21 protein-coding genes are annotated in these 18,519 nt (G+C 63.6%); 7 read left to right on the top strand and 14 right to left on the bottom strand.

Annotated elements, in window-relative coordinates; all coding sequences use genetic code 11:
- Positions 1-521: 521 nt before the first annotated feature.
- Complete coding sequence (locus OXS49_RS13495) at positions 522-782, bottom strand: hypothetical protein (RefSeq protein ID WP_267424843.1); 261 nt, start codon at positions 780-782, stop codon at positions 522-524.
- Between the two features lie 123 nt (positions 783-905).
- Here OXS49_RS13495 and OXS49_RS13490 point away from each other — a divergent pair, with 123 nt between their 5' ends.
- Entirely contained in the window at positions 906-1,154 is a 249-nt protein-coding gene (locus tag OXS49_RS13490) for a hypothetical protein (protein ID WP_267359377.1), read from the top strand.
- A gap of 81 nt (positions 1,155-1,235) precedes the next feature.
- Here OXS49_RS13490 and OXS49_RS13485 read toward each other — a convergent pair whose 3' ends face one another.
- Complete coding sequence (locus OXS49_RS13485) at positions 1,236-1,622, bottom strand: heme utilization protein (RefSeq protein ID WP_267424841.1); 387 nt, start codon at positions 1,620-1,622, stop codon at positions 1,236-1,238.
- A 177-nt stretch (positions 1,623-1,799) separates the two neighbouring features.
- On the opposite strand from OXS49_RS13485, the gene OXS49_RS13480 reads away from it, so the two are divergent.
- Both OXS49_RS13480 and OXS49_RS13475 read left to right on the top strand, forming a co-directional pair.
- Complete coding sequence (locus OXS49_RS13480) at positions 1,800-2,357, top strand: sigma-70 family RNA polymerase sigma factor (protein ID WP_267424838.1); 558 nt, start codon at positions 1,800-1,802, stop codon at positions 2,355-2,357.
- Positions 2,354-3,049, top strand: a complete 696-nt coding sequence (locus tag OXS49_RS13475; protein ID WP_267424835.1) for an anti-sigma factor — start codon at positions 2,354-2,356, stop codon at positions 3,047-3,049. Before OXS49_RS13480 ends, OXS49_RS13475 begins: the two co-directional genes overlap by 4 nt.
- 51 nt (positions 3,050-3,100) lie before the next feature.
- Here the strand turns inward: OXS49_RS13475 and OXS49_RS13470 are convergent, their stop codons facing one another.
- Positions 3,101-3,682, bottom strand: a complete 582-nt coding sequence (locus tag OXS49_RS13470; protein WP_267424833.1) for a fasciclin domain-containing protein — start codon at positions 3,680-3,682, stop codon at positions 3,101-3,103.
- A 332-nt stretch (positions 3,683-4,014) separates the two neighbouring features.
- Here OXS49_RS13470 and OXS49_RS13465 point away from each other — a divergent pair, with 332 nt between their 5' ends.
- Together OXS49_RS13465 and OXS49_RS13460 are read left to right on the top strand one after the other, a co-directional pair.
- Entirely contained in the window at positions 4,015-4,209 is a 195-nt protein-coding gene (locus tag OXS49_RS13465; RefSeq protein WP_267424830.1) for a hypothetical protein, read from the top strand.
- Between the two features lie 509 nt (positions 4,210-4,718).
- Positions 4,719-5,228 (top strand): DUF4142 domain-containing protein, encoded by a 510-nt coding sequence (locus OXS49_RS13460; protein WP_267424827.1) that lies wholly within the window; start codon positions 4,719-4,721, stop codon positions 5,226-5,228.
- A 283-nt stretch (positions 5,229-5,511) separates the two neighbouring features.
- Here the strand turns inward: OXS49_RS13460 and OXS49_RS13455 are convergent, their stop codons facing one another.
- Positions 5,512-5,646, bottom strand: coding sequence for a hypothetical protein (locus tag OXS49_RS13455; RefSeq protein ID WP_267424824.1), 135 nt, complete (start codon positions 5,644-5,646; stop codon positions 5,512-5,514).
- Positions 5,647-6,071: 425 nt separating this feature from the next.
- On the opposite strand from OXS49_RS13455, the gene OXS49_RS13450 reads away from it, so the two are divergent.
- On the top strand, positions 6,072-6,620 hold the full coding sequence (locus OXS49_RS13450) for a MucR family transcriptional regulator (protein ID WP_267424821.1): 549 nt from the start codon (positions 6,072-6,074) through the stop codon (positions 6,618-6,620).
- Between the two features lie 292 nt (positions 6,621-6,912).
- On the opposite strand, the gene OXS49_RS13445 is transcribed toward OXS49_RS13450, so the two are convergent.
- The 6 genes from OXS49_RS13445 to OXS49_RS13420 all read right to left on the bottom strand — a co-directional run bounded on the left by OXS49_RS13445 (position 6,913) and on the right by OXS49_RS13420 (position 12,236).
- Positions 6,913-7,170 carry a hypothetical protein gene (locus OXS49_RS13445; protein WP_267424819.1) on the bottom strand — a complete coding sequence of 86 codons (258 nt, stop codon included), beginning with the start codon at positions 7,168-7,170 and terminating at the stop codon, positions 6,913-6,915.
- A gap of 82 nt (positions 7,171-7,252) precedes the next feature.
- A complete protein-coding gene (locus tag OXS49_RS13440; protein ID WP_267424817.1) occupies positions 7,253-7,876 on the bottom strand; it encodes a hypothetical protein in 624 nt (207 codons plus the stop codon).
- Positions 7,866-8,786 (bottom strand): hypothetical protein, encoded by a 921-nt coding sequence (locus tag OXS49_RS13435; protein ID WP_267424815.1) that lies wholly within the window; start codon positions 8,784-8,786, stop codon positions 7,866-7,868. The genes OXS49_RS13440 and OXS49_RS13435 overlap by 11 nt, the downstream gene beginning before the upstream one ends.
- Positions 8,752-11,364, bottom strand: coding sequence for a hypothetical protein (locus OXS49_RS13430; RefSeq protein WP_267424813.1), 2,613 nt, complete (start codon positions 11,362-11,364; stop codon positions 8,752-8,754). The genes OXS49_RS13435 and OXS49_RS13430 overlap by 35 nt, the downstream gene beginning before the upstream one ends.
- Positions 11,365-11,547: 183 nt before the next feature.
- The gene (locus OXS49_RS13425; RefSeq protein WP_267424811.1) at positions 11,548-11,874 is read right to left on the bottom strand and encodes a hypothetical protein; all 327 of its coding nucleotides are present in this window, start codon (positions 11,872-11,874) and stop codon (positions 11,548-11,550) included.
- Positions 11,875-12,008: 134 nt separating this feature from the next.
- Positions 12,009-12,236, bottom strand: coding sequence for a hypothetical protein (locus OXS49_RS13420; RefSeq protein WP_267424809.1), 228 nt, complete (start codon positions 12,234-12,236; stop codon positions 12,009-12,011).
- A gap of 220 nt (positions 12,237-12,456) precedes the next feature.
- Between OXS49_RS13420 and OXS49_RS13415 the strand changes: the two genes are divergently transcribed.
- Positions 12,457-14,352 (top strand): potassium transporter Kup, encoded by a 1,896-nt coding sequence (locus OXS49_RS13415; protein WP_267424807.1) that lies wholly within the window; start codon positions 12,457-12,459, stop codon positions 14,350-14,352.
- Positions 14,353-14,420: 68 nt separating this feature from the next.
- Here OXS49_RS13415 and OXS49_RS13410 read toward each other — a convergent pair whose 3' ends face one another.
- The 4 genes from OXS49_RS13410 to OXS49_RS13395 form a co-directional block, all read right to left on the bottom strand.
- Positions 14,421-14,651, bottom strand: a complete 231-nt coding sequence (locus OXS49_RS13410; RefSeq protein WP_267424804.1) for a hypothetical protein — start codon at positions 14,649-14,651, stop codon at positions 14,421-14,423.
- A gap of 339 nt (positions 14,652-14,990) precedes the next feature.
- Positions 14,991-15,410: a MerR family transcriptional regulator gene (locus tag OXS49_RS13405; protein ID WP_267424802.1), complete on the bottom strand. Its 420-nt coding sequence runs from the start codon at positions 15,408-15,410 to the stop codon at positions 14,991-14,993.
- Between the two features lie 1,115 nt (positions 15,411-16,525).
- Positions 16,526-16,738, bottom strand: a complete 213-nt coding sequence (locus OXS49_RS13400) for a hypothetical protein (RefSeq protein WP_267424800.1) — start codon at positions 16,736-16,738, stop codon at positions 16,526-16,528.
- Between the two features lie 1,287 nt (positions 16,739-18,025).
- On the bottom strand, positions 18,026-18,238 hold the full coding sequence (locus OXS49_RS13395) for an AlpA family phage regulatory protein (RefSeq protein ID WP_267424798.1): 213 nt from the start codon (positions 18,236-18,238) through the stop codon (positions 18,026-18,028).
- Positions 18,239-18,519 lie beyond the last annotated feature (281 nt).

Genomic DNA, 18,519 nt, shown 5'->3' with positions numbered 1-18,519 from the left:
GTTCAGGCCCTGCGCACTGCTGGTGCGATCTTTCCATCGGCCGGACTGGACGACAGCGAGATGCAGTCGTGACTGACTTGTCCCGATTGAGAAGTGTGTCATTCTCGACGACATGACGCGACGCTACGTGCCCAGATACAGCGTCTCAATCCAGCGCTGCTCGCTTAGGCCACAACGCTTTCGGTGGCTGCTGATCTCGTTGGACAACGCTCATAAGATCCACGCGCCGATCTCCTACGACACCGAAGCCGAGGCCCAAGAATGCGGGATGGCTGAGGTGCTGGAGCTCACCGGGGGGAAGCGCACCTCGCCCTGATCGTGGCACAGATGCGGCGGGGGCGATGTTGCGACAGCTTGATCCCAATTCGAAATCCGCTCTCGAACCGATGTTGAGGCGCAGCTAACCACCTTCGACCATCCTGCATCTCGGGCTGCGTCGCGTACTTGGCCCCCGCGCCGTGAGGAACGGCACCGAGCCCGCCAGCCCGTGATCAGAGTGGGCGGCGGGGCAGTAGCGGATCTCAGGCAATCGCCTGCGGATGCGGGGAGGGCGTACCGGAGTACGTTCTGGGCATCAGCGAACAACCGGTATGCGACTTCCGGTGTGACATGGTCCGACGGACGGTGGGCGAGCCGTAGGCGCCAAGGATCATCACCTGACCGTGGCAGGCCGGGCAGCGCTTCGTCGCCATGACATGACGTGTTGCGGCCTCGTCTAGGCTCACGGCGCGCCAGACGTCTCCAATCTTCACTTCGCAGGTCTGCGGCTTGAGCTTCGTCATGACCGCGAGGTGCCATACCGGTGAGATCGACGCCAGCGTGCCAGGAGCGCTAGCGGATGGGCATGAACGGCGGCGCGAGAACTGCGTAGATCGACGCCGTCCGCCGTTCCTGAGATGCACCTCATGCCTCGTTTCTTCATCGACCTGCATGATGGGACTGAGGTTGCCCATGACAAAGATGGGTACGAATTGCCCGACCTGGATGCAGCGCGTGCGCAGGCGGTAAGGATCATGATCCGGATCGCGCAAGGCCTGAGCGATAGCCCCGGTCGACAGGACTACGTCGCAGCCGTTCGCGACGCCGAAGGCGCCGTGCGATGGCGCTTCAGGATGTCTCTCGATACCGACCCCGTTGAGTGGACGCGAAGCTAAATCTACTCATCCCTGGACGGCAAAGCCCATGATGACGTCGTTCATCACCATGGTCCGGCGCAGGCCCGGCGTAGTGGCCATCTAGCTTGACCGCTTAGCCCTCCAACTGCCGCTGCACTCGACCAAGCCACCCGATGTGCGCCATGTGCCGCTGCCGCTGCCCTTGGCGTCGAGGCTGCCGGAGATCGGCACCTTGTTCGAGCCTTGGGTGATTGTGGCCTGCACGGAGCCACTCGCCGCAACTCCGCCGTCAATGTCCACCTCTCCAGGGATCGAAGCATCGCTGTCTTTGATCTGCACCTGGTAGCTGGTGCTGGCCGCACACGGGCCCTCCGCCGTAGTGGCAATGATGGTCCAGGAACCGTCGAACTGGTTCGGCACCCGCACCTTCTTCGTCGTGGCATCCGCTGGGAGAAAAGCACTTGCCGTCAGGCAAGCCGCGAGGATCAGGGTGGGGGTACGTGCCACAGATAGCTCCGACGATCGCGCCGCCGGAGTTGACCACGCCCCCGAAGAACGGAGGCATCGGCTCAATAGTTTCAGAAGCCGCCCGGCTCGCGATCTCGCCGAAAGATGGCTTGTAAATAGGATCTGGAACGATACCAGGCATCCTGAGCAGCCGCACATAGAAGCTGAGTGCTGGGATTGGCCGACGACGATGCACTGCGGCGACTGCTCGCCGATGTCGGCCGCGGAGACGCCGCAGCCCTCGCCCGACTTTACGACCTGACCAGTCCGAAACTCTTCGGCCTCATCCTGCGTATCCAGAGGGATCGAGGCTTGGCCGAAGACGTCCTGCAGGACGCATACATGCGGGTCTGGCAGGCGGCAGGAAGCTACGACTCGACGACTGGGCGCCCGCTCCCGTGGCTGTGTGCCATCGCGCGCAACAGAGCGATTGACGGGCTGCGCCGGAGAGGCACGACCGAGATGCAGGGGCCTTCAGAGGGCGAAGGCGAGGATTGGGTGGCGCGGCTGATGAACCCGCACGACGGTGCGACGGCGTTCATGGATCGAGATGCGCTAAACACCTGTCTGGGTCGGCTGGAGCCGATGCATCGGGACTGCGTGGTGCTGGCCTACCGCGAGGGCTACTCGCGAGAGGAGCTGGCTCAGCGCTATGACCGCCCGGTCAACACCATCAAAACTTGGCTGCACCGGGCGCTCTCGGCGCTGAAGTCCTGCCTGGAGACGGCGTCGTGAGCAGCGGCAGCGGCGAGTCTCTTTCGGATCCCGACCTGCGCGCAGCAGAATACGTGCTCGGGACCCTCGACGCGCACGAACGCGCCGAGCTGGAGCGCGAGATCGCCTTCGATCCTGGCGCGACAAGCCGCTTAAGAGACTGGGAGAAGAGGCTGGCACCGTTGCTGGATGCAGTGCCCGCTGTGCCGCCACCGCCATGGGTCCGTGCCGCACTGCTCCGGGCTCTACCCGGCCCGCCCCTTCAGAGGCCGGACCAACTTGCCTCGTTGCGTCGGCAGGTACGGTGTTGGCAGGTCGCAGCTGCAGGGGGCGGGCTGCTGGCGACTGGGCTCGCGCTGTTCGTAGCGGTGCAGCCGCGACCGGAGCCGGAAGGTGGCCGCTACCTCGCGGTGGTTCAGGGTGGCGGAGCGCTGCCAGCACTGATCGTGCGCATTGATACCCGCACTGGCACGGCGCAGGTCAGACCAGTCGGTGCTGAAGCTCCTGCAGGTCGGAACCTGGAGCTGTGGTACGTCGGAGCCGAAGGAGCGAAGCCGCTTGGCCTCGTGGGCACAACCTCCAGCCGAGTGAAAGTTCCGAGCGGGGCTTCTTCTAATGGGGCCATCGCGGTCTCGGTCGAGCCACCCGGCGGTTCTCCAACCGGGCAGCCGACCGGACCAGTGATCTACACGGGCAAACTTATCCCCGAGTAGGGTCGAACGGCGCAGCGAAGGTCGGAACTGATACTCGCTGCGTCACCGTCCTCAGGGCATCAGCACGCCGTTGACGACGTGGATGACGCCGTTCGACTGCATGACGTTCGGGATGGTCACCGCCACGGTGTCGCCCTTCACGTCGGTGATGTAGACCTTCTTGCCCTGCGCGGAGACGCCGAGCGGCTCGCCCTCTACGGTGGTGAGCTGGTTCTGCCCGCTGCCCTTCTTGGCCAGCGCCATCAGTTCCTTGGCGGTGTAGACGCCCGGGACCACATGGTAGGTCAGGATCTTCGTCAGCGTCGCCTTGTTCTGCGGCTGCACGAGGTTCTCAACCGTGCCCGGCGGCAGCTTGGCGAAGGCAGCGTTGGTGGGCGCGAACACCGTGAACGGGCCCGGGCCGCTCAGGGTGTCGACCAAGCCGGCCGCCTTCACGGCGGCCACGAGGGTGGTGTGATCCTTCGAGTTGACCGCGTTCTCGACGATGGTCTTGCTGGCGTACATCGGTGCGCCGCCGACCATCGGGTTCTTAGCCTGCGCCGCCCCGGCAGCCGTGAGGACGAACGAGAGAGCGATGACCCGAGCAGCGCGGCCACGGGTAAATGCCTTAAACATGCAGCGTTTCCTTCCCATCGGCCCTTCGGAGCAGAGCCTCGTCGCCATCTACGAGGCGACCCCGCGGGAAGTTTCGCTCAAGTGACCTGCTCGGACTGCGCTCGGCCGAGATCGAAGCTAACTTGCGCTTCTTGCCAGTCGATTTCGCCCCGAAACTTCGATCAGGTTTGTCCCGTAAGGGCCAGTGACGCCCTCACGCGGGCGCAGCGCGAAATACATGTTTCGCGGCGAATAAGCTTGACCTTAAGTATAATCTAAGCATAAAATATCTATTCCTGGGAACTTGAAGAGAAATTATTCGCTTTAAAGACAGTTCGGACATCAAGTTCGCACTACTCGGGAGACATTATATGACAAAGACGAAACTCACCCTTATCGCCACGGTCCTGCTTGGCGGCTTCGCCTTCGTTGGTCCTGTCTCGGCTGCCCCGATGAGCCCGAGCGGGATACAGACCGATCACTCAGGCATCACCCAGGTCCGCATGATGCATAAGCGGATGATGCGTCGTCACATGATGAAGAAGCGCATGATGCACCGCATGTGAGGCAATCACTTCCAGCGTCGAGGGGGGCTCCTTGCGGAGCCCTCTCTCATCTACCGCTCAGCGTGATCAATGAGGCCGATGCCTTGTCTCGCACCTACAGGCTCGCAGTGGTGCCCTGCCCCTCGTACAGCGGATGTTTCCGTTGGGTCGTGTCGTCCGCGGACGGCCTCGTCTCTGAGCAATCGGCCTATCCCTACGCGACCAGGGCGGCGGCTTTGATTGTGGGCCGCATCCGGTTGGTCGACCTCAATGCCGGTCGACCAAGATCAGCAAGCACGGATCGCTGAAAACATACCCGAGGCGGTCTGGTGAGCGGGGCCCCGGGATTTCAGCTTAGAGACCGGCCAGGATCTAAGCCTGTGCGCCGCCGCATACGTGCCGGACACTCTCGATGCCTGAAAGTGAGCGGCGCTGGAGCATTAGCCGCCGCGCTTTGGTCTCATCAGCAAACCGTGATGCATCATACAGATGGTCGGCGAGTTTGAGTCGAGCGACAGGAGTTTCATCCCATGCCCTACAGCCGACCGACCGCACGCCTTTTCCTCTCTGCGACCCTGTCGTTGGCTGGGCTCGTGGCGGCGCAAGCCGCGACCGTCTCCGATGAGGACAAGGCTTTCGTCGCCAAGGTCTCACAGGGCGGGATGTACGAGGTTGAGTTAGGTAAGCTCGCTGAGGACAAGGGCGCGCGTCAGGACATTAAGGACCAAGGCAACACCGAAGCGCATGACCACGGTCTCGTTGGCGACAAGCTGAAGTCGATTGCTACCAGCGCTGGGCTCTCTTTCCCCGACACACTCAACGCCGAGTTTCAGGGGCGGCTCGACCGGATGAAAAGTCTATCTGGCGCCGCCTTCGACTCTGCCTACGTCAAGGACATGAAGGCGATCCACGACGCCGACGGTGCTGCCTTCGCCAAGGAGGTCAAGTCCGGCACCAATCCGGATCTGAAAGCCTTCGCCGCCGAGACTTACCGGATCGTGCAACGCCATCTCGGCGAACTCGGTGCAAAGACGAATTAAGATTGCCTTGGCCACGTCGATCCAGTGGCCGGACTTGAAAGCGAACGGCTTGGCGTTCTTGTCCTTAAGGTAGGCGTCCAACGCGGCCACGATCTGGTCGTCCGTGACCTCAGACTTGCGGCGCAGTTCGCCGACGCCGGGGATCTCTTTAGCCATAGCGCGGGGCTATCTTGGGCCGTCTCGCGAGTCGAGTGCTATGGCACCTCAGGCTGCGGCGGTAGCGAAGACCCCCGGCGCTGGCTGACCCCTCCCCGGTGAAGGGAGGGGCCCGGAGGCCCCCGCTTCAGATCGCCCGGGCCTTGTAGCGGACGATCCCGCAGGAGTTCAGGAGGTCGACCCGCTTGTGGGCTTCGTGCTCGCTGCACCGGAGGATCGCCTTGCCGGTCTTGGTGTCGATGATCTGAAAGGACTTCGTCATCTGCGTGGTTCCTCGCTGACGATAACTATGTAATACTTGCGGATACTTTCAACGTCAATAAGCGCTCGCAAGAAAAAAGGCGGAACAGACGAGGTTTTGCGCAAGCCGATGAAGATCAGACCAATGTATTTCCTTATGTTGTTAGAAAGCCAACACGGCGCGAAGTTGGAGTGGCGTCCCTGACGAACGATCCGCAGCCGCCAGCGGTAGCGCCGCTTGTGCAACTGCAAATCACCAAGGTTGAGAGAATCTCAGCATCCGATGCAGCAGAGTTAACGAGCCCAGGAATGGAAAATGGATCTCCGGAAGGACAGTTAAGAAAATGCCTGAATAAAGCTGGCCTTCGATCACACGCCACGCTCCAATCTCTTGACTTTCTGAGCGGTTCGGATCGTTCGTGTTGAGGGGCATGAAAGGATCATGAAATGTCCGAGAACACACCCACATCGCAGAATAACCACCTCGAACTGAGCGCGGATATCGTGTCGGCATACGTGTCGAACAATAGCGTTCCGGTGGCTGAACTGCCGGCCCTGCTTTCCGGGGTCTACTCGGCTCTCTCCGGGCTCGGTCAGGGTAGCGCGCCGGAGGCGTCCGCGGTCGAGAAGCCTACGCCTGCTCAGATCCGCAAGTCCGTCAGGGACGACGCGCTGGTGAGCTTCATCGACGGCAAGCCGTACAAGACGCTGAAGCGTCACCTCAGCAAGAGCGGTATGACGATCGAGCAGTATCGTGAGCGCTTCGGCTTGCCGAGGGATTACCCCTCCACGGCTGCGAGCTACTCGGCGCAGCGCTCCGCGCTCGCCAAGAGCCTCGGGCTGGGTCAACAGCGCAAGGCAGCCGCGAAGACCGCCCATACTGACGCGACCGTCGCCGAGACGCCGAAGAAGGCTGTCCGATCGAAGAAGGCTGCGGAGCCGGCGGCGAAGCCCACCAGGGGCCAAAAGAAGGCTTCAGCGGCTACCGCAGCTTAGTGATGGAGCCCGAAGCCTCGGCTTATCAATCTAGGTTGTCGGCAGATGCCGGACGTGGGCGGCAAGCGAGCGCTGCCCACGCTCCGATCCAGTTAGGAATCAGGGATCGTTCACGGCGGATATCAGTCGACCGATCGTCGAAAGGCGACCTTCAGCTCGCGGTGTTCGGCGTTGCCAGCTGTCCCCAATGGTCATTCCCCCCGGCCGCTTCTCTGAATGACCGATGCCAGTCCCAGAGAGGAGTCGTGTCCGCGAGCCGTACCCGCGTCGTGAGAAGGCCCACGTCACGCCTTCAGCGCTCCGCCGGGGCTTGCACAGGCGGTCGCCGGCTCATCCCGTAATCGGGGCGGGCCTCGGCGCGCGAGACGGCCGGCCCATGGGCATCGAGTTGGGTAAGCCCGCCGATCAGTGCCAGCATCTCGAGCCCAGTAGCGACAACGACCAGGATCACGGTGGTCTGGCCCGCGTATTGACCCGCCCAGGTGATCGAGATGCCGCCCAGCGTGAACACGCCGGCGATGCTCGCCGCAGTAGCGAGGGCAGGAAGCATCGGACACCTCTTGCGCAGCCCCGGCCGCCGTGTCGGGCAGCGACCAGGGCTAACACGCGCCGTCGTCGGCCAGCGCGCCTCGTCAGACGTCCGCTGCGGGCGGCTCGCCTGTTCCGTGTATCCGTCCGACACCGCGGCTCGGATAATCCGCAGCTGACCGCACCCGGTCCGCCCAGGGCATGCTGGCTGATTGACGCCCTTGTGGCAGCGCTCCGAAGTCTTCCGGCCGAAGCCGGCGGTGCGATGGCGCTGGATGGGCCGCCAGGGTGTGCGGAATGGCAGCAGCCTGCAGAGCCGCGACACCCTCGACGACGGCCTTGCCGAGGTCCGCCAGCGCCATCAGTGCCTTGGCGGCGGGCTCATGATCCCGCAGCGCTGCGAGGAAGTCATTGCGGGCGCTCCGGCAGGCGGCCTGATAGGCGAGCCGGCAGATCAGCCGCTCGTCATCGTCGAGGCGCTGTCCCTTCTGCGCGGTGGCGTTGCGCCAGTCAGCATCCGCGCTGGCCACTGCGATGGCCCGATCGATCTCGGCCGCCGTGAGACCCCAAACGCCGGCATACATCTTCGGCACGAAGGTTTCGACGGCCGCCTCGATCGACCTCTGCACGAAGATGTCCAGCTCCGGTCGACCAGCCAACAGTTGGCGGAAGATGGCGTGCTCTGCCGCGTTGGCGAAGGCCAGGAGCACCTTTCGCTCAGCGAGCATGGGCTGGCACCTTCCTGGCCTGAGCCTTCGCAGCGCGGCGCTCCTGCCGGGACATGCCGGCGGCCGGCCGACCGTGTGTCGTCTCGAGCGCGGCCAGCTTCGCGTGGTCGACCTCGAACGTGTCGACGTTGATCGCCCCCGCCGCCACCGCGGCCATGAACTTCACGTAGGACCAGGCAATTCCGCACGGCACGGCCTTGGGCCACCGGCTGTCATCGAACGGGGCCGGCTGGATCGGCTCGCCGGCGATGTCGGGCCACTCGTGGATGGGCCCGAGGCGCGCGCCGTCGCGATCGATCACGGTCAGCCACAGCTCGCCGCCGATGACGTGCCGGCCGCCGAAGCCCGTCCAGGCCGCCGCACCCTTCCGGCGCTGTTCCTCGGCGAGGGGGATCCCATGCCGGAGGGGATCGAAGGTCTCGGGCGTCCAGTCCTCGTCCGGCTCTGCGCCTTGCCTGTGCAGGCGGCACAGCGCCATAAGATCGAAGTCGTCGTGCCACGCCCCCTCGATCTCGACCCAGGTGTAGGGCGGCGCATGATCGCCAGGCGCGCCGGGTGAGCGCAGCACGAAAGCGCGGGCCCGATCCTCCCGCTCCGACCAGCCGGCGACGTGCACCTCAATCAGGGTCTGGCCGGAGAGGTGACCGGCCGCGAGCGCTCCCAGGTGTTCCCGCTCGAACTCCGGACCGCTCTGCGCCACGAACTCGTCGAAGCTGCCGTAGCGCTCGGCCAGCTCGCGGCCTGCGCACATCCCCCAGGCGTTACCCCGGAAGGTGAGCGCGCCGTTCCAGGAGGCGACTCCAACGGTCTTCTGATCGAAGCCGATGATCCGACCTGTCGCATTATACAGGGACGTGTCGGTGAGGACGACGACCCTACGCGAGGTCGCGAAGACGTTGACGAGCGACATGTCGCCGATCCTTCTTGCTGGAGGGGATGCTGCCGATTGCGCCCGCGCCTGCACCCGCGATGGCGAGTACTGGGTTGCCGGTGGCGAGGCCGGCGAGACCGCCGCTCAGGGCGCCCATGATGGGACTCTGCGACGAGTAGCCGACCGACGCGCCAGCCCCGACCGCGGCGAGACCCTGGCCCAACGGTGAAGAGATGATGCCGCCACCGGCCTTCGACTCCTTGAGCCAACTGGTGACCGCCTTGCCGAGACCAGACTCGGCTCCCAGGCCCAACGAGTCCGCGATCTTGTCGGTGTCGAAAATCGAGCCGAGACCGCTCGCCTCCATCGTTGGCCCCTGCGCGCCAGCGAGCGGGGCACGGGCGGCCAAGTCGGTGCCGAGCACGCCATTCAGGCTGAGCTTGCCGCCAAGCAAACCGCCGATGTCGCCGCTCTCCTCGCCGGCGGTGCCAAACAGCGCCGCCAACCCACCCTTTCCGGTAAGCAGCGCCTTGAGGCTGCTGCTGGCAAACGTCTTCGAGAGGTCCGCGAATGCCTCACCAATTTTCTTGCCCCCGAGGACCACGTCGTCCGCGAAGGTCGAGAAGTCGTCGGACAGCTCCCGCTGCGCCTCCTTCGTCAGTTCGAGCCCACGCTTGGCTTTCGCGAGTGCATCCGTGCTGGCGGCGACCGATGTGCCGAGCCCGTCCCACTTCTGCCGCATGGCATCGGTCACATCGATGCCAGACTTTTCAGCGGCTCGCTGCAGATCATGAGCGAGCTTCATCTTAATTACGGCGTCCGTATTCATCCCAACACTGCGCGTTTCGAGATCCATCTCCTCGATGTGATCCTTCGTCCGCTGGATCAGGCTGTCATAGGACGATGTCGCGTCCTGCGCGGCCTGCTTCGCCTGCCGGGCCGGCGCTGGATCCGGCTTACGGTTATCTACCACCGTGGAAACGTAACCCAGATCGCGGCCGGTAATCGTAGGCAGGAATGGACCGTTCAGCTTGGAGGGATCCACGGCTTCCGTGATCTCCTGCTCCGACTGCTTGCTGATGATGCCGAGCTGCGAGAGAAGGCCGGAGACCTGCCCAGCGACCGCACTGAATGCGCCGCCGATCGCTGAGGTCACTGTCGCCCCGAACGCCACCACGCCATCGATCGCGCCGTTGATCGCCTGCACGATCGATAGAACGGTCTGCAGGATCCTCAGCCATATCCCATCGAGGAGCGTAGCTGCCGCGCTGAAATCCAGGTTCACCGCCCAGGCGTCGGAAATGGCCTGCTTCGTGTCGGCGATGTTCTTGTTGAGCTGCAGCGCGCGGTCCACCTGCTCCTGCTTGAGCACTTCCTTCTCGGCAGCTGCCTGCAACGCGGCGGACAACTGCTCCGCGCTTGTGCCGGTGACGCGCATCCGCTCGACGGTCTCAGGGCCAAGCACCTTCGTCCCGACATCAATGCTGGCGAGATGCAGACCGAGAGCGTCGAGCTCTTTCATCGCCGCGAGGCCGGCCTTCAGGCGCTCCTCGAAGGTCGTTGCGGTGTCTGCCAGGGCCGTCGACTGCAGGCCGTTGGCACCCGCTACGCCCGTGGCGGTGATGCTGTTCAGCAGCTTCGACAGGTTGTTATTGTCCTGCCCCCAGGTGTCTTTCAGGAAGCTCGCTGCATGCTGGAGCGCCTGATCCATCTGTTCACTGGTCGCCCCGATCGCCTTCCCGGCCGCCTCAAAGCTCTTCAAAAACGGTGCACCGACATCGAGGCTCTGCGCTCGCTGGCCGAGATCGATCAGCTTCTGCAGATCGTCATAGGCCTTGCCGATGACCGCGGAGGCCACCTGAAAGGCGGCGAAGGCGGCGGCGATCGGTAGGATAGAGGCTGGGATGAGCCGGAGCGCACCGAACAGAAGCCCCGTAACCGAACTCGCTCCCTCGACCTTGGCGGCATAGGTGAGCAGATAGCCCGCCACAGCGCCCAACGCCTCACCAGCCAATGCGAGGCCGCGGGCCGCAACCGTACCACCCGACGCCACCGCGCCGCCCATCGCGGTGCTGCCCTCCGCGAAAGTAGCCACAGAGGCTGATGCGGAGCCCAGGTAACCGGCGGCTGAGGTAGCGAGACCCGCAAGCGCACGCGCCGCGGCAACGCTGGCCGCCAGCACCAGAACGGGGTGGGCGGCGGCCGCCTTTCCCACCTCCGCATAGACGCTGGTCTGCTTGCCGATGGCTGCGGAATTGTCGTTGGCCGCCTTCTGCGCTGCTGCGTAGGAGGTAACCGCCTTCTCCTGTGCAGCCGTGAGTCCGTTGGTCGATGCAGCGGCGGCATCCTGTGCCTGCTGCACCTGCGCGAGAGCTCGTGCCTCCTGATCAAGTTGCCGCTGCGCTTTCGCTGCCACCGCCTCCCGCATGGCTGCAGCTCGGGTCGCGCGATCGCTCGCGGTGCTACCCTTGTCGTTGCTCGCTGCGGACTTGTCCTGCGAGGTCGTCAGCTTGTCGAGGGACGCACCCAGAGCGTCGACCTTCGCCTTCGTCTGATCCACGCCCTCCGTCGTGTAACGGAAGACGTATTCATCGACGCGCTGTTCAACGGCAGCCATCACCAGCCTCCGATCAGGATCATCGAGTTGCGATCGAAAGCCGGGCCCGGAGCTAATTCACCGCCAATTTTTTTTCGCGGCGTTTCTCGGAAAATGCTTTCCCATGCGGTTGCCGCTCCCTCAATCTGATTCCTTAATCGAGGCCCCCTACCCCTTCCGGCATTCGGGCGATTGGCGATGGCTTCACGCAGCATGGGCGTGCTCCGATGCGCCGATGGACCTATGACGATGGGTGGGGGGCACCATCACGGCGAGCGCCGCGTAGACCTCGCGGATGCGGGCCTCATGCCGATCCAGCTCAGTGGCCAGACCGACGAGGCGGGAGCGATGCTCTGACGGGAGCGCATGCCAGTGGCGATCCACGCTTGCACGCGAGAAACCGAACCGCTCGGCGACGCGACGCAGGCTGATGCCGCGAGCGCAGGCGAATTCGATCTCGACGCAAGCTGGGTGCGTGGCGATGCTCGACTTGCGACCGGGCCGCTGTTTGATTGAGGTCTCAGGCGACATGCAAGCGGGCTCCACCGGTTGAACCGGATCGAGGGGCCCGCGGCCAACCCTGTTGCGGGTGGCCCTATGGCATGTCGCGGCGTCGGCTTATGCCGAAGGTGACACGAGAACGTATCGTGAAACCGTGTCTCGGATCAAGCGGAGTCTTTCAAGCTCAAAGGCCACGAATCCAGCAGGTCTGAACCGGCTCGCAGTTCGACACGGTGGGCGTGGGCATCGTCGCGCGTCCGGCACAGATCGATTGCCGAAGCGAAACGGGTACGCGCGGCGATGTCGGTCTCCACATCCTCCGCCAGGACTTGCTGGCCGTCACGGTAGGTAAACACGCAGAACGGTGGGTTCTTCATATCGCTGACTTCCATGATCGGTCTCATGCTGCCTTGAAACATTGGCAACGCCGCTCAGGAGGATCCAGGGCCGCCCAGGCTGAAAGGACGCGGCCGCGCGGGCCGCAGGCCTGTCGTACTGTGTCTGGAGCCGCTCGTTCCCGATCGCGTATTCAGCTGGCCCACTGCATAGTGCTGCCGCCGGCGATCGAGACCGACATGGCATCGTAGCAGCTGGCATCTGACAGGAAGCTCGATGACCTCATCTGCTGACGCTGTCTCGACACCAGCTGTCGCTGAGCATCCCGTTCGTCCCGCATTGCTGCTGGGGGCGCTCGGCGTGGTGTTCGGTGACATCGGCACGAGCCCGATCTACGCCTTCCGGGAATCGCTCAAGGTCGCTGGGGAGACCACCACCGAGGCGACCGTGTTCGGTGTCCTCTCGATGGTGTTCTGGGCTGTTATCCTCATCGTGGCCCTCAAGTACGTCGTCTTCGTCATGAGGGCCGACAATCAGGGCGAGGGAGGCACCATGGCGCTCCTGTCACTGGCTCTACCAGTTGCTGGGAAGCTGCGGCCTGTCCTCGCCGTCATTGGACTGGCTGGCGCATCGCTGTTCTTCGGTGACGCGATGATCACCCCGGCGATCTCGGTTCTAAGCGCGATCGAGGGTCTTCAACTCGTGACCCCGGTCGTTACGCCCTACGTCGTGCCCATCGCCGCGCTCGTCCTGATTGGTCTGTTCGCAATTCAGAGCCGCGGCAGCGGCAGCGTCGGCTTTCTGTTCGGCCCGGTGATGGCCGCCTGGTTTCTCACCCTGGCACTGTTCGGGCTGTACCACCTGCTGCAGCAGCCTCGTGTGCTACTTGCCTTCGATCCCCGATACGCTCTGGCCTACGTCGGCCATGCGGGTGCGGGAGTAATGTTCGCGGTTCTAGGATCAGTCTTCCTAGCGCTCACCGGCGGTGAGGCGCTCTATGCCGACATGGGCCATTTCGGCCGCGGCGCCATTCGGATCAACTGGTTCGCATTCGTGCTGCCCGCGCTCCTACTCAACTACCTCGGACAGGGTGCCCTCGTGCTCACTGATCCCGCGGCTGCAGCCAATCCATTCTTCCTGCTGTTTCCAAGCTGGTTGCTGGCTCCCTTCGTCGGGCTCACGACGCTGGCTACCGTGATTGCCAGCCAAGCGGTGCTGTCTGGTGCCTTCGCCCTCGTGCAGCAGGCCATTCAACTTGGCGCCATCCCTCGTCTTGAGATCCGGCAGACGTCGGAGGAGTCGATTGGCCAGGTGTACGTGCCGCAGTTGAATTGGCTACTCGCTGCGGTGGTGCTTGGTCTCGTATTCGGCTTCCGGTCATCGGACGCGCTCGCCAACGCCTACGGCATCGCGGTCGCTGGCGACATGATGGTGACCACCCTCCTCGTCACCACCGTTGCCTACGGTCTATGGCGCTGGCCGCCCTACTTGGTCTTCCCGGTCGCCGGTCTGTTCCTGGCGCTCGATCTCACCTTCGTTGGAGCCAACATTCATAAGATTCCGGCAGGGGGCTGGTTTCCGCTATTGGTCGGAAGCGTTGCGCTGACGCTGATGCTCACGTGGCGAAAGGGCCGGGCTGTCGCCTTCGACCGCCGGGACAAGAATGCCGCCACGATGACGGATTTCATTGCTGGCCTTGATCGGCCGGGCGCGCCGATCCGAATGCGTGGCACCGCAATTTATCTCACCAAGCAGACCGACATCGTTCCCGCGGCGCTCGCGCTGAACGTTCGGCACAATGGGGTGGTGCACGAGCGTGTGGTGATGCTCAAGGTGACGACGGAACGAGCTCCCCGGGTCCATGAGTCAGAGCGCGTCAAGATCGAGCCGCTGCCGGCCGGCTTCAGCTTAGTCTGGCTGACCTTCGGGTTCGCCGAGAAACCCGATGTCATGGCGGCGCTGCGGCTGCATCGGAATGAGGTTGGGGTCGATCCGGACACCGCGTCGTTCTTCATCGGGCGTGAGAAGCCCGTCCCGTCGCTGCGCCCGGAGCTGAGCTCATGGGAGGAGCCGCTCTACGCCTTCATGGCCCGCAATGCTGTGCGTTCGCCGGACTACTACCGGATTCCGCCGCCTCGGGTCGTCGAACTCGGGACCCAGGTTGAGATGTAGGCGCTCATGATACCGGGCCCGCCTCTCCCGGGTGGCGACCAGATCTGAACCTAAATGCGACGGTGGGCTTATTGATCGATCGAGCCTGCCAATCGCTGAACTTCCTGCAGTGCCTCGATCACATCAGCGAGTCGAGCCAGCGGTATCCTGATACCCTTTGGCGTCTCGCGCATTGGCCCGTGGCCAGTGGTGACTGCCACGCGCAGATCGCAACCGAGAGTGCCTCCCTTTTCGCGCAGGCTCACCCTGATACTCTCGCGAGCGCTTTTTGGAATTTCGCCGACGATCCGGTCGGGCATGGCTGGGCTCCTCCGGTTACGGCCGTGTCACCGCGGCGTAGCTGGCCAGGATGTGCCGTCGATCTTTCGCAGCCAGGGTGTCGATCTCGACAAGCACCTCGCAAAACCGCCCCATCGTGCGATGGCGCTCGGCCGCTCGGATGGCATCTTGGAGAGCGAGTCCGCGGGGGCCGAGCAGCAGGTGCGAGACAGCTCGCAGGATGCGCAGACGTGCCACGCGCTCGTTGGGATCAAGATCCGGTGCGAATGGCCCCCACGCATCAGCCGGCCGAATGAATGGACGCCCTGACCCTATCCCTGACGGAAGAGGGGGTGGCGAGCGCGGTGTAGGGATCGGCGTCATGGGTCACCCCGATGCGCGACCTGCGCGACCGCCACTTCGGCCAGGGCCCGGCACATGGCAGGATCAGACAAGGCGGCGGCGAGTGCGCTCCGTTGCTCTGGCGACAGTTCGGCTTCCTCGATCCCGCCGATGCACGTGTCGAGGTAGGCATCGCCCGCGGCTTCACTCCGCCCGATCGATCGGACGAAGGCGGGGCCCTTGTTCTTGAACACCTGCTTTACGCCGGCGATCGTGAAGCCCTGCCGATGCAGCATGTGGCGGATGCCAGCGACGAGCTCGACGTCGTCCTGGCGATAGTACCGAGTCCGGCCACGCCGTATCGGTCTCAGGTGGCTGAACTGAGTTTCCCAATACCGGAGGACATACTGCTGGAGGTCGAGCTCCTCCGACACGCTGGCGATGCCGCGAAGGATCATGCCGCCACCTGCATGCGCCGGAGCAGGGCAGAAGTTGCGGCATCCATGTCGCCGAATGTGCCGATGGCGTTTCCGTCCGGGCTCCATGCGAAAACGCAATGGGGTCCACCACGCTCCACTGAGCCAATCAGGGTCCCACCGCTGAATAGGTCGAGCCGCATCGCCGCCTCCCCATTGATGCATGGTATCTATCATAGATTGCTGATTGATACATATAGCGCATCAATTGCGACACGAGGGTTCGGATCGGCGCGCCCGAGAACACCTCTCCCCTTGCGAGGGGAGGTCGACGATATTTGCTTGGAACGGCCCCCGGGATGACTCCGGCTGGGCGGATCAAGGCTGGCTAAACCCCCTGGTTTTTCCGGGCAGTTTGTCTCCAGCGAACTCTTTCCAAAACGGAATGAGTTGCTCCGCACAGATGAAGACGCGGCCAAAGTTCAAAATCCTGGCCGCCGGCGGACGTCAGCCTAAAGCCGCTGCCAAACCACAGCCCGAGCCGCGGCGCCGCTCCACGGGTCGGATATCGCAGGGATTGGGCCTTTGGCCGATCAAGGCACTGGTGATGACCCGCGCGCGTCGGACCACTCGCGATCCCACTGGGCCTGCGCCTTGCGGATCGACCCGACCGTGCTTGGTGAAAGGCCTAGCCGCCTGGCCACCTCGCGATCGGTGTGGCCCTCGGCGAGGAGGACACGGATCGCCGGCATTGGTGGTGCTGTCATGCAGCCGGCGAACCTTGGCGAAGAGGTCGAGATCGAGGGCGGTCGTCATGCTCGGCCTCGACGCGGTGAGCTGACCGGCAGAGGGATATCGTCTGAAGCCGAATCCAGTTCGGCTGTCTCGATGGCCGCACGAATGGCCGCCATCATCGCATCGGCGCCAGCTACTGTGAGTTCAATCCGATCAGTGGCCTTCGATGCTTCACCTGCGCCTGCTCGCAGGCGGAGGCGGACCTGAGGCCTGCCATTCACCAGCATACAGGTGACCGTCGCTCGGTGATCACGCTCACCTGCAATTCCAACCTTCCGGGCGATGCGAACGCCGCTCATCTATCCAACCTCCATGATGCGATATGGCGGCCGCCCACACCGAACCGGCATGGGCGATTTGATTCAGGATTCGCGAACAGCGCAGATCGCCCGGCTCAGCCGGCATTCCGCGCGCTCCAGATGGACGATCGCCGCATCCCTATCGCCACGAGCCTCCGCATGATCGGCAGCGCGCCGGTCCCACCGAGCGAGCGCCTCCATCCACCAGGGCCATAGGCGACGCCGGGCCCACAGCATGGGCAGCGAGACGATGAGCAGGATCGAGAGGCGCCACATCACAGGCCTCCATTCAGCAAGGTGATTTGCACCGGCCGAATTGGAGACCGAGCCTGATGATCGCGGATTACGTCCACCCGGGGAGGAGCGAGCAGCCGTCGTATTGAGGCACCACCGCCTGTCCCATCACCTTCCGAAAGCAGCAGCGGATCGGCCTCCGTGGCCCTAGCGATTTCCGTCCTGCCCCCGTGCGAATGCACGTCAGCACCAGCGTTTCGATTGGCACCGCCGCATCTCGCTGGACCCGGTTCGATTTGGTTTTTTGAGGGAGCCACATCCTGTCGCAAGTGTGTCCCATCACCCTGTGAGAAGAGAACGCGGGTGGACACACTTGCGTCACGTGCTCGGCGACGCTCCCAGGTACGTCGGCTGATGCCCTCGGCCACCCAGGGCTTCTGGCTCGAGAGGGACCGACTCTCGTAGACTGGCCGGGGAAGCCGACCACGCTGAACGCGCTTCCGCTCTCGATCGCGCTGCTGCTTTGCCTCCTTCTGCCGTGCGATCCGGTCGGTCCGCGGTTCGTCGACACCCTCGATCTGTCTGATCCCGAACTCCTCACGCTCGGCCGACGTCATCGCTAGAAGTTCGCCAGTCGCGGTCGCGCTCATGAGTTTCGGACCATGAGCAGCGTTATGCCGCTTCACACTCTCGATGATGGTCTGGAGCTCGGAGCTGGAGAATGCTCCAAGCTCTGCTCGATGGATCGAGGTGCTGAGAGCTTCCATGTCCAAGCCGAACCAGCGAAGGAAACGCTGTCGGCGTGGGATTCCGTACGGGCCGGCCGGGACCGACCCAAGGGTTGATGCCAGGGCGAATACGAAGTTGCCTGGATCGACCGATAGACCGCGATCACGTCGCTTCGTAGCCAACTTGATAATGTCGGCCAATCGGAAGGCGGCGCGGGCCCTCCGCGTTTTCCAATCGAGCGGGAAGGCTTCGACGATGCCTATTGGCTGTATCGAGCCGGCGCTGTATGTAGAAGGGGCTTTCCCAAGCAGTCCTGAACCGGATTTCGAAAGGCGGTCGTTCCCAGCGGCCGCTTTTCTCCGTTCAGGATGCCTTTCGCCCCGAAGCGGGGCGCAATTCATGATGTAGGCACTCCTCCCGCTTCGCTGCCGGCCGATAGAGCGCTGATCGCATTCATGGCTACTTTTCGGGACGGATAGCTGCCGAGGACAGAGCCATCGGCCCGGAATGCGGTCACGCCGCCAGCAGAGCTGCGCGTGTGGCCGATCAGGCGAGTCCCGCTGTAGATCGCCTGATCGCCTGAGAGGGTGCCTGGCCGCCTCATGCCGCCACCCGCGAGCCAGCTGTACCGATCGGCTGTAGCGAGGCTTCCCAGGCGTCGAGGTCGGATGCGCGCCAAGCGACAAGCTGCGCGCTGATCCTCACAGGAGCGGGAAAGGTCCCCTCGTTGACCCGTCGCCATACCGTGGTGCGGCTCAAGCCAATTCGCTCGCGCACCTGCGGCCAGCGAACCAATCCTTTTCTCTGTTCCATCGTGTCGCTCCATTCTTCGGGCGACACGAACAATGTGCAGGAGATTTCAGCCTGTCATAGGATTTCTGGGAGCCCCCCAGGTGTCCAACTATGGATTTCTGGGGGGCCCCTTCATGTCCAACCTGGCAGACTCAGAACTCGAGGCGCTCTTACCACAATGCTCTCGGAAGCAGCGTTCAAGATATGCAACTGCGCCATCAAAAGATGCGCTATCGATACAATGGGAACATGCCACTGCCGCACACGACAATCTAAGACTTTTTCCAAGGGATAAATGCTTA

It is taken from the genome of Methylobacterium sp. GC_Met_2, from assembly GCF_026540795.1.
In the GTDB taxonomy this organism is placed as follows: domain Bacteria; phylum Pseudomonadota; class Alphaproteobacteria; order Rhizobiales; family Beijerinckiaceae; genus Methylobacterium.
This window is presented reverse-complemented; position numbering and strand designations above follow the sequence as displayed.

Bases quoted from the DNA above. Each gene is read 5' to 3' on its own strand.
- OXS49_RS13495 (WP_267424843.1), bottom strand. From the start codon at position 782: ATGACGAAGCTCAAGCCGCAGACCTGCGAAGTGAAGATTGGAGACGTC.
- OXS49_RS13490 (WP_267359377.1), top strand. From the start codon at position 906: ATGCCTCGTTTCTTCATCGACCTGCATGATGGGACTGAGGTTGCCCAT.
- OXS49_RS13470 (WP_267424833.1), bottom strand. From the start codon at position 3,682: ATGGGAAGGAAACGCTGCATGTTTAAGGCATTTACCCGTGGCCGCGCT.
- OXS49_RS13465 (WP_267424830.1), top strand. From the start codon at position 4,015: ATGACAAAGACGAAACTCACCCTTATCGCCACGGTCCTGCTTGGCGGC.
- OXS49_RS13460 (WP_267424827.1), top strand. From the start codon at position 4,719: ATGCCCTACAGCCGACCGACCGCACGCCTTTTCCTCTCTGCGACCCTG.
- OXS49_RS13455 (WP_267424824.1), bottom strand. From the start codon at position 5,646: ATGACGAAGTCCTTTCAGATCATCGACACCAAGACCGGCAAGGCGATC.
- OXS49_RS13450 (WP_267424821.1), top strand. From the start codon at position 6,072: ATGTCCGAGAACACACCCACATCGCAGAATAACCACCTCGAACTGAGC.
- OXS49_RS13445 (WP_267424819.1), bottom strand. From the start codon at position 7,170: ATGCTTCCTGCCCTCGCTACTGCGGCGAGCATCGCCGGCGTGTTCACG.
- OXS49_RS13440 (WP_267424817.1), bottom strand. From the start codon at position 7,876: ATGCTCGCTGAGCGAAAGGTGCTCCTGGCCTTCGCCAACGCGGCAGAG.
- OXS49_RS13435 (WP_267424815.1), bottom strand. From the start codon at position 8,786: ATGTCGCTCGTCAACGTCTTCGCGACCTCGCGTAGGGTCGTCGTCCTC.
- OXS49_RS13430 (WP_267424813.1), bottom strand. From the start codon at position 11,364: ATGGCTGCCGTTGAACAGCGCGTCGATGAATACGTCTTCCGTTACACG.
- OXS49_RS13425 (WP_267424811.1), bottom strand. From the start codon at position 11,874: ATGTCGCCTGAGACCTCAATCAAACAGCGGCCCGGTCGCAAGTCGAGC.
- OXS49_RS13420 (WP_267424809.1), bottom strand. From the start codon at position 12,236: ATGGAAGTCAGCGATATGAAGAACCCACCGTTCTGCGTGTTTACCTAC.
- OXS49_RS13415 (WP_267424807.1), top strand. From the start codon at position 12,457: ATGACCTCATCTGCTGACGCTGTCTCGACACCAGCTGTCGCTGAGCAT.
- OXS49_RS13410 (WP_267424804.1), bottom strand. From the start codon at position 14,651: ATGCCCGACCGGATCGTCGGCGAAATTCCAAAAAGCGCTCGCGAGAGT.
- OXS49_RS13405 (WP_267424802.1), bottom strand. From the start codon at position 15,410: ATGATCCTTCGCGGCATCGCCAGCGTGTCGGAGGAGCTCGACCTCCAG.
- OXS49_RS13400 (WP_267424800.1), bottom strand. From the start codon at position 16,738: ATGTGGCGCCTCTCGATCCTGCTCATCGTCTCGCTGCCCATGCTGTGG.
- OXS49_RS13395 (WP_267424798.1), bottom strand. From the start codon at position 18,238: ATGGAACAGAGAAAAGGATTGGTTCGCTGGCCGCAGGTGCGCGAGCGA.